Source organism: Corynebacterium sp. ACRQK (assembly GCF_022345965.1).
GTDB lineage: Bacteria > Actinomycetota > Actinomycetes > Mycobacteriales > Mycobacteriaceae > Corynebacterium.
The window spans coordinates 220,453-233,444 of the sequence record NZ_JAKRMU010000002.1; the positions used below are offsets into that span (position 1 = coordinate 220,453).

General features: G+C 60.6%; 10 protein-coding genes. 3 read left to right on the forward strand and 7 right to left on the reverse strand.

The window, feature by feature from the left end; genetic code table 11:
- Positions 1 to 310 precede the first annotated feature (310 nt).
- Genes MHX63_RS03790 through MHX63_RS03820 form a run of 7 tightly spaced genes read right to left on the reverse strand, consistent with a single transcriptional unit; the run spans position 311 to position 8,601 of the window.
- Positions 311 to 535, reverse strand: a complete 225-nt coding sequence (locus MHX63_RS03790) for a phosphopantetheine-binding protein (protein ID WP_034984987.1) — start codon at positions 533 to 535, stop codon at positions 311 to 313.
- Positions 535 to 4,041 (reverse strand): isochorismate synthase, encoded by a 3,507-nt coding sequence (locus MHX63_RS03795; protein ID WP_239387302.1) that lies wholly within the window; start codon positions 4,039 to 4,041, stop codon positions 535 to 537. Before MHX63_RS03795 ends, MHX63_RS03790 begins: the two co-directional genes overlap by 1 nt.
- A 37-nt stretch (positions 4,042 to 4,078) precedes the next feature.
- Positions 4,079 to 4,921, reverse strand: a complete 843-nt coding sequence (locus tag MHX63_RS03800) for a 2,3-dihydro-2,3-dihydroxybenzoate dehydrogenase (RefSeq protein ID WP_049780521.1) — start codon at positions 4,919 to 4,921, stop codon at positions 4,079 to 4,081.
- A 29-nt stretch (positions 4,922 to 4,950) separates the two neighbouring features.
- Entirely contained in the window at positions 4,951 to 5,826 is an 876-nt protein-coding gene (locus MHX63_RS03805; protein WP_239387303.1) for an ABC transporter ATP-binding protein, read from the reverse strand.
- On the reverse strand, positions 5,823 to 6,926 hold the full coding sequence (locus MHX63_RS03810; protein WP_239387304.1) for an iron chelate uptake ABC transporter family permease subunit: 1,104 nt from the start codon (positions 6,924 to 6,926) through the stop codon (positions 5,823 to 5,825). Before MHX63_RS03810 ends, MHX63_RS03805 begins: the two co-directional genes overlap by 4 nt.
- Entirely contained in the window at positions 6,926 to 7,951 is a 1,026-nt protein-coding gene (locus MHX63_RS03815) for an iron ABC transporter permease (RefSeq protein WP_239387305.1), read from the reverse strand. The genes MHX63_RS03810 and MHX63_RS03815 overlap by 1 nt, the downstream gene beginning before the upstream one ends.
- Positions 7,948 to 8,601 carry a GNAT family N-acetyltransferase gene (locus MHX63_RS03820; RefSeq protein ID WP_230580592.1) on the reverse strand — a complete coding sequence of 218 codons (654 nt, stop codon included), beginning with the start codon at positions 8,599 to 8,601 and terminating at the stop codon, positions 7,948 to 7,950. The genes MHX63_RS03815 and MHX63_RS03820 overlap by 4 nt, the downstream gene beginning before the upstream one ends.
- Before the next feature lie 201 nt (positions 8,602 to 8,802).
- On the opposite strand from MHX63_RS03820, the gene MHX63_RS03825 reads away from it, so the two are divergent.
- From MHX63_RS03825 to MHX63_RS03835, 3 genes are all read left to right on the forward strand, one after another.
- Positions 8,803 to 10,215, forward strand: coding sequence for a SidA/IucD/PvdA family monooxygenase (locus tag MHX63_RS03825; RefSeq protein ID WP_239387306.1), 1,413 nt, complete (start codon positions 8,803 to 8,805; stop codon positions 10,213 to 10,215).
- On the forward strand, positions 10,212 to 11,879 hold the full coding sequence (locus tag MHX63_RS03830) for an amino acid adenylation domain-containing protein (RefSeq protein WP_239387307.1): 1,668 nt from the start codon (positions 10,212 to 10,214) through the stop codon (positions 11,877 to 11,879). Before MHX63_RS03825 ends, MHX63_RS03830 begins: the two co-directional genes overlap by 4 nt.
- Before the next feature lie 94 nt (positions 11,880 to 11,973).
- Positions 11,974 to 12,981, forward strand: a complete 1,008-nt coding sequence (locus MHX63_RS03835; protein ID WP_239387308.1) for an ABC transporter substrate-binding protein — start codon at positions 11,974 to 11,976, stop codon at positions 12,979 to 12,981.
- The last annotated feature ends 11 nt before the right edge of the window (positions 12,982 to 12,992 follow it).

The following is a 12,992-nucleotide window of genomic DNA, read 5'->3' on the forward strand; positions in this document are numbered from 1 at the left end:
GTGGTAGGGGGTCTTTTTCGTTTCTTGCTAACGCCCTCGCAGGGGACAAATGCTGTTGGGGTGTAGCGGAGGTAGGTAACTGCCGGCGTGGGGGTCTAACTTCGGGGCGTTTAGGACATTTGTCCCGGATGACCCGTGGAAAGTGCAGCGTTGAGCGTGGAGAGTGGAGGCACGGGTGAGGTTTGGAGGGTGGACCATGGCGAGTGGAGACCCTCACGGTGCGTCCGCGTGTACACGTGACCGAGTCATGCCACACCCACCTGCATCTGTTCGGGTGTCAGCCTGTTGCCCGCCTAGACCCACATCTAGCTTAACTATCCAGCAGTTCGATCCAGGCCGTCAGCCGAGTATCCTCCGCTAAGTCGGCGAAGCTCACATCGTAGCCTTTCTCCTGCAGCCAAGTGAGAACCGTAACTAGCTGCAGAGAGTTCATACCCTGGTCATAGAGTTCCTCGGAAACCTCGATCTCCGCTGGCTCCATCTTCATCGTCTCGGCTACACATCCGCGCAACTGGTCTTCAGTGATTGGTTCCATTAGTTCGCTACCTCAATCTTCCGTTCGGCCGTGCTATCTGCGTTGTTCTGTTGGATTCGTTTATTCACTTTGCCCACCCCGGTGGTGGGGAACTCCTCCACGATGTGCACGTGGTCCGGTACTGCGAACCGCGCGATACCGGCAGCCCGAGCATGCTTCCGGACAGCAAGTGGCGTTAGATCATCCACCCCATCCCTCAGGATCACATAGGCCGTGATGGCTTCGCCCAGATTGTCGTCCGGAGTGCCAACCACCGAAACATCGTGGATATCCGGATGGCTGAGCAACGCGTTTTCGACTGCTTCCGGAGCCACCTTTTCCCCACCGCGGTTGATCTGATCCTTTGCCCGGCCGACAACCGTCAGAGCACTATCGTCGACGGTGACGATGTCGCCAGTAATGTAAAAGCCATCTTCGGTGAATGCCCTAGAGTTGATCTCTTCAGCACGGTGATAGCCCCGGATCGTGTACGGCCCGCGGGTGAGTAGGTGTCCGGGGTGGCCTTCGGGGAGGGGGAGCGTGGCGTCATCAACAATGCAAATCTCATCGTGGCTGCTCATGGGGCGACCCTGTGTATTGATTATTTCCTCGGTCGAGGCGTTTAACGGTGTGAAGTTTACGAGTCCCTCAGCCATGCCGAAAACCTGTTGCAGTTGACAGTCGAGTTCCGGCCGGATGCGGCGGGCCACCTCGGCAGATAGCTTCGCCCCACCCACCCATAGCGTGCGCAGAGTGCGTAGGTCGTGGCGATCGCGAGCCGGTGCGTGGAGAATGCCCAGTACCGCCGGAGGTACCAGGGCGAGGTGAGTCGCACCGTGGCGGTCAATGGCAGGCAGCAGATCGCTGGGCATCGGTGATTTGGCGAAAACGATGTGCGCTCCGCGCAGCAGCGCACCCAGAATTCCCGGCGAGCTGAGAGTGAAGTTATGCGCCGCGGGCAAAGCGACGAGCAGGCAAGATTCCGTCTCCAAGTCACAGGCTTGCAACGCACAACGGATCGAATAGAGATAATCCGCATGGGTTCGCGGGATTAGCTTCGGTAGGCCGGTCGTGCCACCGGAGAGTTGCAGGAACGCAAGCTCGTCTGCTTCTACATCGGCGGTTGGAGGGGCGGGTGACTCTTCGTTTGCAGCCTCCGAGTGCCCCGTTGATTCGGTAGCCCAGGGAGATTCGGCGGTCTCGTCGATGAGGATCGCTCGAACAGTGCGGCCATCGTCCAGCGGCTCTTGTAGCGTGGCGTGGACGCCCGCAAGGTGCCGATCGGGGCGTGACGTGCTGATGTAGAAGCGTGCTGGCGCGTGGCTGGCGAAGTGGCGCACCTCCGTGGAGCCGAGGTCAGGCAAGGCGAAGATGGGAATGGCGCCGAGCTTCCATAATGCCAAGAGAGTTTCGAGGAACACCACACTATTGGGAAGCTGCAGGATGCAGCCATCGCCCCGGCGTACTCCGGCTTGGTGAAGGTAGTGGGCGGCGGTCTCGACGCTGTTGTCTAGTTCGTGCCAGGACAGGCTGCGGTGGCCGTCCGTCGTGGCGGGTCGATTGGGAAAGGTGGCAACCGTTTGCTGGAAGACATCCCAGTGGGTGTGGTGGGTCCATATTCCCTGGCGGTGGTATTCCTGCGCGAGGGTACGGGGCATGTGGTTGGCCAGTACCTCTGGGCCGTGGCTTCCGTTAAGCGGGCTGAGGTGGGGCTCGGGATTGGGCGCTATGTGTGCTGACGGGGGCTGCGCGGTGCCTTCTGTATCTCCCTTTGCGGCCAGTCCCAACAGCGCACGCACCGGACCGAGTTTGAAGTTGGTTTCCTCGATCTCCTGGTCTGGCTGGGATTCGGCAACGATTCCGCCGCCGGCTCGGGCAGACACTTGGGAGCCTTGAACCGTGGCACTTCGGATAGCTACCCGCCACTCGCCATCGCCGTGGGAATCTGCGTATCCGATGGCGCCGCCGTACAGACCCCGCTCCGGCTCCTGCTGGCGCAAAAAGTCCAACGCAGCAGCGGACGGTGCTCCATTGACTGCCGGAGTGGGGTGTAGCAACGCAGCCAACTCCAGAACGGAGGTATCAGGGTTCCGCAACGTGCCTTCGATATGGGTTCCTAGGTGCCAGGTGTGCGACGTGGCGGTCAGCGTGGGTAATTCCGGAACGTGTAGCTGAGTACACAGGGGTTCAAGAACCTTCCGGATGGCCGTGGTCACGAAGCGGTGCTCGGCGATGTCTTTGTGGGAGAGCGTGAGCTCAATTGCCCGCGCCCAGTCCGTCACCGGGTCCTCCGATCGAGCGATAGTTCCGGCCAGCGGGTGGGAAACAATCCGCGCGCCTTCCTTGCGGATCAGTAGCTCCGGGCTAGATCCCACGAAGAAAGCTTCTTCGGGGCCGTTAGTCGTAGCTACCAGGTGCCCGTGCCCCGTGGCGGAGGTTTCCATGAACCCTCGTAGCAGGGCTTCCGGCTCCACAGGGCTAGCCAGCGTGTACTCCTCCTCGCGGGAAAGCACCACCTTTTGAAACTCGCCACGCCCAATCGCCTCCACGGCACGGCTAACCCGCCGGCCATGCTCTTGCAGGCTGGGGCGTTGTGAGATGTCCACCACGTCGGGAACCAATGGAGCCGTCTTCCAACGCGGAGCTCCCGCGTGCCGCTGAAAGCTCTCGGGGGCCAGCAATACCGGTGCTGTGTCTGGATCGAAGGGCAGCGCTCCCACCACGACGTCTTCCCGTCCTGCCTCCGCCGCCCTACGAAGTGCTGCGGCGGCTTGCTCTACCGTGCCATAACGAGTTTTGACGCCGCAGGTTGTCAGAGTCTGGTCGCTGTCGCTCATGACAAAGCTGGGTGGGCCACTAGCCTCCCCACTGGGCGGACCATCGTGCACCTCCAGCTGTTTCAGCGCGCTGGCCGTATCCAGGCTTCTTCCACAGCGCTTGGCTACCCAATCAATCGTTTCCTGGTGGTCCTGTGCCGTGAAATCCGCAATTCCGTCCGTGATCACAAACGGCTGAATGTCCTTCATAAACGCATCCACCGCGGTGACCTTGCAGCCCATGTGGCCATATACCCCGGTGATAATTAGCTGATCCCGCCGAGCGAAAGCCAGCGACTGGTAAAGGTCCGTGCGCTCGAATGCGGAATAGCGCCACTTCGTGAGTATCTGGTGATGCTTGCCTGGCGCCAACTCTTTGATGATCGACGCTTCCTCGGCTGTTTGTAAACCTTGTCCCCACATATCGCTTAAGAGCCCTCGTCGGGTGGGGTGCTGTTGCGGCGGCTGGGCGGAATAGAACACAGGAATACCCAGCTGATCCGCCGTGGTGATGAGGCGCGCAATGTTGGCGAGCGCCGAGTGTAGCGGTTCTTTGTTCCAGTCATAGGCAGCTAGGAAGTACTTCTGCATGTCGTGCACCAGCAGTGCTGCGCGTGCGGGCTCCAGGGCCCAGGATCTCGCCGGACAATCGGCGGGCAGTGTGGTGGATGGAGTGGGGATGGGATAGGGCGAAATGGGTGGAATCGCCATAGAGATAACCTTTCGTTGGGCTGGTGGGGTACAGAGGCTAGGCATCTAGGGTGGCGCCACCATCAACACGGAGGTCGTGCATGGTGATGTGGCAGGCTGCAGGGGAGATAAGAAAGAGGCATGCTGCCGCGATATCTTCTGGCTGCGCGATGCGTTGTAAGGGGATGCCTAACCGGTAGTCCTCCGGTACACCGGCAAGGGTCTGCGCGGCTCGATCCTCGCCGTGCCAGCTGGTGCGTAGCATCGCGGTGTCTGTGGAACCAGGGGATACGCTGTTGCAGCGCACCCCGTGTGGGGCGCACTCTAGCGCCAGAGTTTTCAACCAGGCAGTCGCTGCCGCTTTGGAAGCTCCATAGGAGGCCATGCGTGCCCGGGGCTGTGCTGCTGCATTGGAAGTCACTGCCACAATTGCTCCAGTGCCGCGATCCACCATGTGCTGGGCGATTGCGGAGCATGTGCGGGCTAAGCCGGTGACGTTGACAGCGAAGTTGTTTTCCCAGGCTCCGGTCTCGTCGGGGTCCGTACCGATACCCGAGACTGTGTCAACTGTGTCAACTGCCGTGGGGCCCGTCAGTGCGCTATCTGGGATTAAGGTTCCCGCGCAGTGGATGAGTGCATCAATGTGCCCGTGAGCTGCCAGTGCTTTCGACAGGTGGCTTTCCACGCTGCGTGGGTCAGTCGGGTTTGAAGAGGTGATGTCTACTTCCGGTAGATCCCAGCCGATCACGGTGTGATCGTTCTGTCGTAGCAGGCGCACACACTCGCGGCCGATGCCTCCAGCAGCACCTGTCACGATCACCGTTTGTTGTAGTTGCGCTTGCTCCGGCGGCGACTCGGTTGGCTGCCGTGTAGCTAGGTGCGGAGGAATGTTGAAATCCATAGCGGACACTGTAATCGACTTAGGTTAGGCTAATCAAGGGTGTTATTTTTGGATTTCTTGAGAGGGATGATGAGCGGGTCGCCAGTCTCCGGATCTTCGATCACCCGTGCTCGCAGGTCGAAAGCCCGCTGCAGTAGCTCTGCAGTAATGATCTCCGAAGGCGAACCGGAGGCCATCACCTGGCCTTCATTCATGACCACTAGATAATCGGAATAACGCACCGCAAGATTTAGATCGTGCAGCACCATAACCACGGTGCGGCCAAGCCGTTGGCACAGGTCCTCAACCAGTTCCAAGATGTCCACGGAAGTCGCCAGGTCTAAGTAGGTGGTCGGCTCGTCGAGGAAAAGGATGTCGGTGTTCTGCGTCAACACCATGGAAATCCACACGCGCTGGCGCTGGCCGCCAGAGAGTTCATCCAGCGTGCGGTTAGCAAGATCCTTGGAATCTGTTTGCTCCAGGGCCTCGAGTACCGCCCCTTCGTCCGTGGAAGACCATTGCCGGAACCACGCCTGGTGTGGGTGCCGCCCGCGAGCCACCAGATCGGAGACCAGCAGGCCCTCTGGGGCCACGGGCGATTGGGGAAGTACGCCCAATAGTCGGGCGACCTCCTTGCGTTTCTTGGCCGTGATGTCCTGGTTATTCACACGAACGGTTCCCGTATTGAGGTCAAGTAGGCCGGACATGGCACGCAGCAATGTGGACTTACCGCAGCCGTTGGGCCCCACGATGGTAGTAATCTTGCCCGCCGGGAACGTGGCGCTAAGGTCGCGGATGATGGTGCGCTCGCCGTAGCCCACCGTGATCGAGGACGCAACTACGCCGCTGGTGTCGCTTGGCTGTGCTGTATTTGGTAGTGCCGTGTTGTGCTGTGCTGTATTTGACTGGGGTGTGGAAGAGGTCATGCGTCTGTGCTCCTAGTGCGTTGAACGAGCAGATAGATGAGGAAGATGCCACCTAGGGCGGAGGTCACAATGCCCACCGGAAGTTCCACCGGCAGAATCGCTTGGGTGACGATGTCCGCCCCCAGCAGCAGTACTGCACCGGTGAGCGCCGAAGCCGCAAGCGGTGGGGTGGGTACGCCGCACATTCGAAGGGCCACCTGGGGTGCTACGAAGGCGACGAAGCCGATGGGGCCGGCGGCGGAGACTGCTACCGCAGCTAGGGCCACGGCCAGCGCCAGCATCGCGACCTGTACACCGTTGACCCGCTGGCCGAGTGCCCGAGCCAGATCGGGTCCCAAAGTGGTGGCCAGCGCCTGGTAGCCGATCCAGGCCAGTAGGGGACAGCACGCGATCACCAGAATCACCATCGGGATGGTGGTATTCCAGCCCGCTGTGGCCAAGGAGCCTGTGAGCCAGAACTGCGCTTGGGTAGCATTCCGTAGCTCCGAGCGGATCATAAGGAAATTGATGTAGGAACTGAGCAGCGCGGTGATGATGATGCCAAAGAGCACTAGTCGGTAGGAATCCGCCTGGCGCCGCCACGCCAGTGCCCAGATCGCTGTAGCGCTGAGTATCGCCCCTAGTAGTGCGGCCAGAGGGATTCCGATTCCGGACAGCCAGCTGAGAAATCCGCTGCCACCGCCGAGGACGATGACCGTCACGGCCATGGCTGAGGCGCCCGTGGTGATACCAAGGATATCCGGGCTGGCCAGTGCGTTGCGGGTGACTGTCTGAGTTAGCGCGCCAGAAAGCCCCAAAGCACTGCCGACCGCGATGGCGGTTGCCACACGGGGCATGCGCCAGTCCAGGACCACTAGCCTTTCCACGCGGCTTCCATCCCCGCGGAAGACAACCTCCAGCACTCGGGAAACGGAGATGGGGAAATCACCTAGTCCAATGGAAAATGCTCCCAAGAAAACGATAAGGGCCGCGGCAATGAGGCATACAAGCAGCACTCGTGGGCGCCAAACGAAGGAGATTGGCCCGACCCTGAATGCCGGACGGCCTGGAACCCGCTCGGTAGCGGTGAGCCTATTGCGCGAAGTCTTGTTGAGCCCCATCAGAGCGTCGCCACCTTCTTTCGGTAAATCAAGACGATGAAGAACGGTGCACCCACGAACGCCAGCACAATGCCCACCTGGAGCTCGCCGGGCCGGGCGATGAGGCGCCCCACCACGTCCGCGTAAAGAAGTAGTGCTGCACCGGCTAGCACGGAGTACGGCAGAATCCACTTGTAATCCGGGCCGGTGAGGGCTCGGACGATATGGGGTACCACCAGGCCGATGAAGCCCAGCGGTCCTGCAGCGGCAGTGGCTGCACCTGCCAGCAGTGCGATGATGCCCATGCCACCTAGTCGCGCGGCCGCAGTGTTGATACCTAAGCCAGCAGCCACGTCGTCGCCCAGATTTAGGATGTTCAGCTGCGGGCCCGTGGCAAAGGCCAGGATCAACCCCAGAACCACAAACGGCAAGACGCTGAGCGCGATGTTCATATCCCGGCCCGCTAGGGAACCGACGGTCCAGAAGCGCATCCTATCCAGGTTGTTTTCACTTGTGAGAACGAAGGCGCTCGTGATGGCACTTAGCACTGCCGACAGCGCGGCTCCGCCCAGCACGAGGGTCAGGGGATTTACCGTGGCTCTGCCCGCGGAAGCTAGGCCGAAGACCAGCGCCGTCGCTGCGATTGCACCAAGGAAGGCAACCACCGCAGTCGCCCAAGGCGCGCTGATGCCCAACAGGGCGTAGCTGGCCACCACGCTCAGTGCCGCGCCGGAACTGATTCCCAGTATCCCCGGATCCGCCAGGGGATTGCGGGTATGTCCCTGGATTAGGGCGCCGGCTACGCCTAGTGCCGCGCCCACGATAATGGCCAATATGGTGCGTGGCAGGCGCAGCTCGGCGACCACGCGTTGGTTGACTGGAACCTCCTCCGGGGAGCTACTGGTAGCCGGGAGATCCCGAAGTGCAGTCCACACTTCCTCTGCGGGGATGGAACGGGCGCCGTACAGGAAACTGCAGATCGTGCCACTGACGACCAGTAGGAGTAGTACCCCCAGACCCAGTAGGCGGCTGGTGCGCACACTCATGGCGTGGCCTCCAATCGCTGTTGCGGCTCACGCCCTGCGCTAGGCCGTGTTAAGCCGAACAACCGTACGCGCCGGTCTGCCCGCTGCTGTCGCTCGCCGAAATCTTGGAAACTGGCCTTGGCCAGCGCCCGGTGCGTGCGGGTGTTGCGATAGTCCGGCTCGCCAAGCACCAGCTGGCACTGCGGGTCTTGCTCTAGCAGTGCTGCGGCCAGCTTGCTCAGAAAAGAAGAGAAGATCCCATGGCCAGTCAGTTCTGGCTTGCCGATTGCGATATGGGCTCCCAGGTCGTGGGGTTGAGAGAGATAGCTGCTGCCAATCTCGTCCCGGTGCGGGCGATAGATTTCCACGTACCCCACCGGGGTTGTGGCGTCATTCTCGTCAGACGGTGTAGGAGCTGCGGAGGCATCGCCCCTCGTGGCTTCCTTTGCAGCCCGGATGTGGGGGGAGCGGGGTATCGAATAGGACAGTATTGCGGCGCGAGCGTAGGTGGTGTGAGTTTTTGCGACCCAGTCCTGGCGCCAGCGTTCGGCTGGCCAGGGTTGTTCCCACGTCTCGCGCAAGTGAGGGCGGGACATCCACTCGGCCACCAGATCGGCATCGGAAGATTCGGGATCTGGGTCCGCAGGGCGTAGGGAAAAGGGAGGGTTCATCTGCGGTAACGGTGGCGGGGAAGGGAGGAAATCCGCTGTCGGGATGTCGTGGCGCAACCGGGCCAGTATTTCCTCCGGGCGGGGTTGGGGGCTTCCTGTGAGCAGTGACTCAGGCTGTTGCTGGGGGTCATTGTCAATCATGGGTAAGCATACTACCGTCTATGTGTAAGGTAAGCCTTCACTTGGTAAGGGAATGGTAAGTTGAAATCATTGGCGATCATCGGAGCGGGGCCAAAAGCGCTAGCCGTTCAGGCGAAACTCCACGCTCTGCGCAGCCTGGGCGTTCCAACCCCGGAAGTAACCGTGCTGGATCCGCACGGCATTGGCGGTAATTGGAAGCCTTGCGGTGGGTGGACGGACGGGCGGCAGTTGCTGGGAACCTCGCCCGATAAAGATCTGGGATTTCCCTACCGCACGCGCATCGCGGGCGAGCTCAACGAGGCCGTGGACCGGAGCATGCTGGGGCTTAGCTGGGTGCGCTTCCTTACGGAGTCCGATCGTTATGCCTCTTGGATCGACCGTGGCCACCCCAACCCACCGCACTACCTGTGGGCTAGCTACCTGGAGTGGGCGGCGCAAAAGATGGGAATGCGGGTGGTTCCAGCAACGGTGCGGCTACTCGACGTGACCACTGAAAGTAGTGCCACTAGCCCTACGGGCACGGCCACCGGCACTGCCTCCCAGCCCTGCCGGTGGCGCCTCACTGCCGAGGACACACGTGGCGCCGAGTTCACTCTGGAGGCCGATAGTGTGCTCGTTACCGGCCCTGGCCGTAGCGACGGCAAAATTTCGGATGTTCCGGGTGTGCTCTCTGTGGCAGAATTTTGGGATCTCAAGGCGCGTGGAAGCCTCCCCGAGGTCCCTCGTGTTGTGGTGATCGGTACTGGGGAATCTGCAGCTTCCGTGTTGGACCAGCTAATTCACCTCAATATTGAGGAAGCTCTGGCCGTATCGCCCCTGGCCACGATGTTCAGTCGTGGGGAGAGTCAATTCGAAAACGAGTTGTATACAGATCCGCGCAAATGGGTGACACTCAGCGAAGCAGCGCGTAGAGACTTCATCCGCAGAACTGACCGTGGGGTGCTTTCTGTGCGGGTGCAGCAGGTGTTAGATTCCGATGATCGCGTGGCACATCGCTGTGGCGTTGTCCGCCGTGTGGAGCTGGCGAGCTCGCCGGACGCTGATTTTCGACTGCGGGTGCATATTGATGATGAAGTGTGTGGCTCCTACACCGAGCTGTGCGATCTCGTCATTGACGCTCGCGGTGGTAGGCCCTTGTGGTTCTGTGATGTGATGACGCCACAGGTGCGCCTCCTCCTGGAGCGCGCACTAGGCAACCAGTCCGATGCAGCGCTGAGCTCCGTTCCGGCCTGGGAGGCCAGTATTGGGGCAGATCTGGCAGTGGAGGGATTGGTTCCGCACCTGTTTGTTCCGGCACTGGCAGGTATGCGCCAGGGGCCGGGGTTTGCGAACCTGAGCTGCCTGGGCGAGCTTTCCGATCGGGTAGTAGCTGGGCTCGGTGTAGGGGACGGCCTGGGCGATAATGCCGCCGATGTGCAGGCTGGCATGCGGGCTGGGGTGCAGGCTGGGGTTCGGGCGGAGGTGCGTTCATGAGTGCATTTCCAGCACCGCGGCCTCATGGCCGCCGAGTGAAGCAGCGCTATGCCACGGTGGATGCGATGATTTGTGCGGCAGTCCAGGAGTGTGGGGTAGATAGCCCACGGCTAGCGGTTACGGGGCCTGCTGGGGCCATTACTTGGCCAGAACTGGCTAGAGGTGCCAGGCGAGTGGCCGGCAGTATTAGCAGCCGCGGGCTGGGTAGAGGGGACCGGATCGCGGTACTGGCGCGCCGGGATACTCGGCTACCGGTAATGGTGGCAGGGATTCTTCACTCGGGCGCAGTCTATTGTCCATTGGAGGTGGATTCTCCAACAGAGCGTTTGCGTTGGCAGCTGGAAGATCTTCAGCCGGAGCTGGTGATGTTGCTCGGTGTGGAGCAGTCTGCGGAACAGGAGCTGCGCCGAGTCGTCGCCGAAGCTTGCGTCGCTGAAGTGTGGATTGGTGGCGCAGAGTGTGACCGCGAAAATATAGATGGATCGGGTGGCTCGCTGCAGGTGAGCGGTGCGCTGTTGGAGGTGAACACGGACATTTGCCCGGAGGATCCCTGTTACATCACGTTCACCTCAGGTTCGACCGGGCGGCCGAAGGCGGTGGTGAATACTCACCGTGGCGTAGCCTGCCATTTGGAATGGAGCGCCCGGATCGTGGGGCCTGGCGAGGAACTTCGTGTGCTGCAGAAGGCGCCGGCGGTGTTTGATGTGGGTATCGCGGAGATCCTGAACCCCCTGGCTAATGGTGGAACGGTGGTGATGCCCGATTCACAGTGGTGGATGGGGGATATCGATGGCTTTTTGGATTTGCTGGTGGATTACCAGGTCAGTGTGCTGTCGATGGTGCCGAGTATGCTCGGCACGCTGTTGGATGTCATGGACGACATGGGTGAGCCTCTGGAAAGGTTGGCTGGGCTCAAGCATCTGCTGCTAGGTGGCGAGGCTGTGCCCAGTGCGCTGGCAGAACGGTGCCTGCGACAGATCGGTTGCCGGGTGCATGGACTTTATGGGCCCACGGAGGCCGCGATGGATGTGCTGTGGGTTGAATATACCGAGGAATTGCTGGCTGAGCTGGCGGGATCCAGCGCGGGGGATGGTCGGCAACCGTCGCTGTTGGGTCTGCCTCAAGACAATGTGAGCTGTTATCTGCGCGCTGAGGATGGGAAAGAGGTTACCGATCCTGGCCAGGTGGGTGAGCTCTGCATTGCCGGGGTGCAGGTGGCTACTGGCTATTGGCGCCGCCCGGAGCTAACGGCACAATCTTTTGTGCCCAGTTGGTACCCACAGGTTGATGGCGGCCGAATGTACTGCACCGGAGATCTAGCACGATGGAACCAGGTGGGGTTGCTGGAATTCGTAGGTCGGGTGGGTGACCAGGTGAAGATCCGGGGCAACCGAGTGGAGTTGGGAGAGGTAGATGCGGCGCTGCGACGGGTTCCTGGTGTGCGGCAGGCGGCCAGTCGTGTCGTTGGCGAGGATTCACCAGTGCTGGTGGGCTATGTGGTGTGGGATCAGGAAGCAGTGGTACTACCGCCTACGGAGGTGGCTGCTGTGCTGCGCGAATCAGTACCGGAGTACATGGTTCCCAGCCGTGTAGTGGCTCTGCAGGCATTGCCGCTGAGCAGTAATGGGAAGCTGGATCGTCGTGCCCTCCCCGATCCAAATTAAGTTAAAAAGTCTCAGATTGCCCTTGTTAGCCTACCCTTGGTGATGGTAGCCTTACCTAATCTTGTTCGTTTAGTGAAATGGAAACCCATTCAGAATGAAGAACTCAAACGTTGTCCGTGCGCTCAGCATCGCCGTGCTCTCCACTACCCTGGTGTTGGGAGCCTGCAGCTCCGATGCAGATGACAAGGCGGAAAATACTTCCTCAGGCGCAAACTCCGCAGCGAATTCCGGCGATAATGCCTCCGAAGTCAACATCAAGCACGCCTGGGGGGAAGACACATACCCCGTAAACCCCGAGCGCGTCGTTGCCATTGGTCCAGCCATCGACAACCTGCTGGCTATGGGCATCAAGCCCTCCGCCGTGGTGGTGTCTGCTAAGGACATGAATGCCCCGTGGCGCGACGGCAAGTTGGATGGCGTGGAGATTATCAAGCAGACCGATTTCAAGACTCTGCCGAAGGAAGAGATCGCCGCCGCTGCTCCGGATTTCATCGTCGGGGACTACTGGACGATCTCCGAGGATAACTACACACAGCTCTCCGAGATCGCGCCCACTCTGGGTGGTATTGGCACCGAGGGTGAGGGGATCAGCTGGAAGTCGCAGTTGAAGGAGCTCGGCAAGATCTTCAACAAGGAAGATAAAGCTCAAGAAGTCATCGACCAGGATGAGAAAGTCTTCTCCGATGCGAAGTCCGAGCTGCCGAATATCGAGGGTAAGACCGGTGTGGTCTCCCAGTTCGCTCAGGGATCCTTTGGAGCTGTGGCCGACCCGAAGGATCCAGGAGCCTCCTTTATCTACGACCTGGGTATGAAGTTCCCGGAATCTCTGACCGACGGCTCAATCGAGGTACAGCAGGGGCGCGTGACTCTGTCGCCAGAAAACGTCTCCGCCCTGGCTGCGGACTTCATGGTGATCTATAACCGCACCGGTGACATCGCGGAGGTGGAGAAGATCCCGGGCTACTCAGACCTGCCGCAGGTCAAGTTCGGCGCCACCCTGGCGGGTAACGAGGCTGTGGTTGCTGGCCTGAACACGCCGACCGCCCTGTCCCGTGCATGGGTATTGGAGCAGGTCAAGCCTACCTTGAAAGAGATCTCTTAGTCTCTTTTTCT

Bases quoted from the DNA above. Each gene is read 5' to 3' on its own strand.
- MHX63_RS03805 (WP_239387303.1), bottom strand. From the start codon at position 5,826: ATGACCTCTTCCACACCCCAGTCAAATACAGCACAGCACAACACGGCA.
- MHX63_RS03790 (WP_034984987.1), bottom strand. From the start codon at position 535: ATGGAACCAATCACTGAAGACCAGTTGCGCGGATGTGTAGCCGAGACG.
- MHX63_RS03800 (WP_049780521.1), bottom strand. From the start codon at position 4,921: ATGGATTTCAACATTCCTCCGCACCTAGCTACACGGCAGCCAACCGAG.
- MHX63_RS03810 (WP_239387304.1), bottom strand. From the start codon at position 6,926: ATGGGGCTCAACAAGACTTCGCGCAATAGGCTCACCGCTACCGAGCGG.
- MHX63_RS03835 (WP_239387308.1), top strand. From the start codon at position 11,974: ATGAAGAACTCAAACGTTGTCCGTGCGCTCAGCATCGCCGTGCTCTCC.
- MHX63_RS03795 (WP_239387302.1), bottom strand. From the start codon at position 4,041: ATGGCGATTCCACCCATTTCGCCCTATCCCATCCCCACTCCATCCACC.
- MHX63_RS03830 (WP_239387307.1), top strand. From the start codon at position 10,212: ATGAGTGCATTTCCAGCACCGCGGCCTCATGGCCGCCGAGTGAAGCAG.
- MHX63_RS03815 (WP_239387305.1), bottom strand. From the start codon at position 7,951: ATGAGTGTGCGCACCAGCCGCCTACTGGGTCTGGGGGTACTACTCCTA.
- MHX63_RS03820 (WP_230580592.1), bottom strand. From the start codon at position 8,601: ATGAACCCTCCCTTTTCCCTACGCCCTGCGGACCCAGATCCCGAATCT.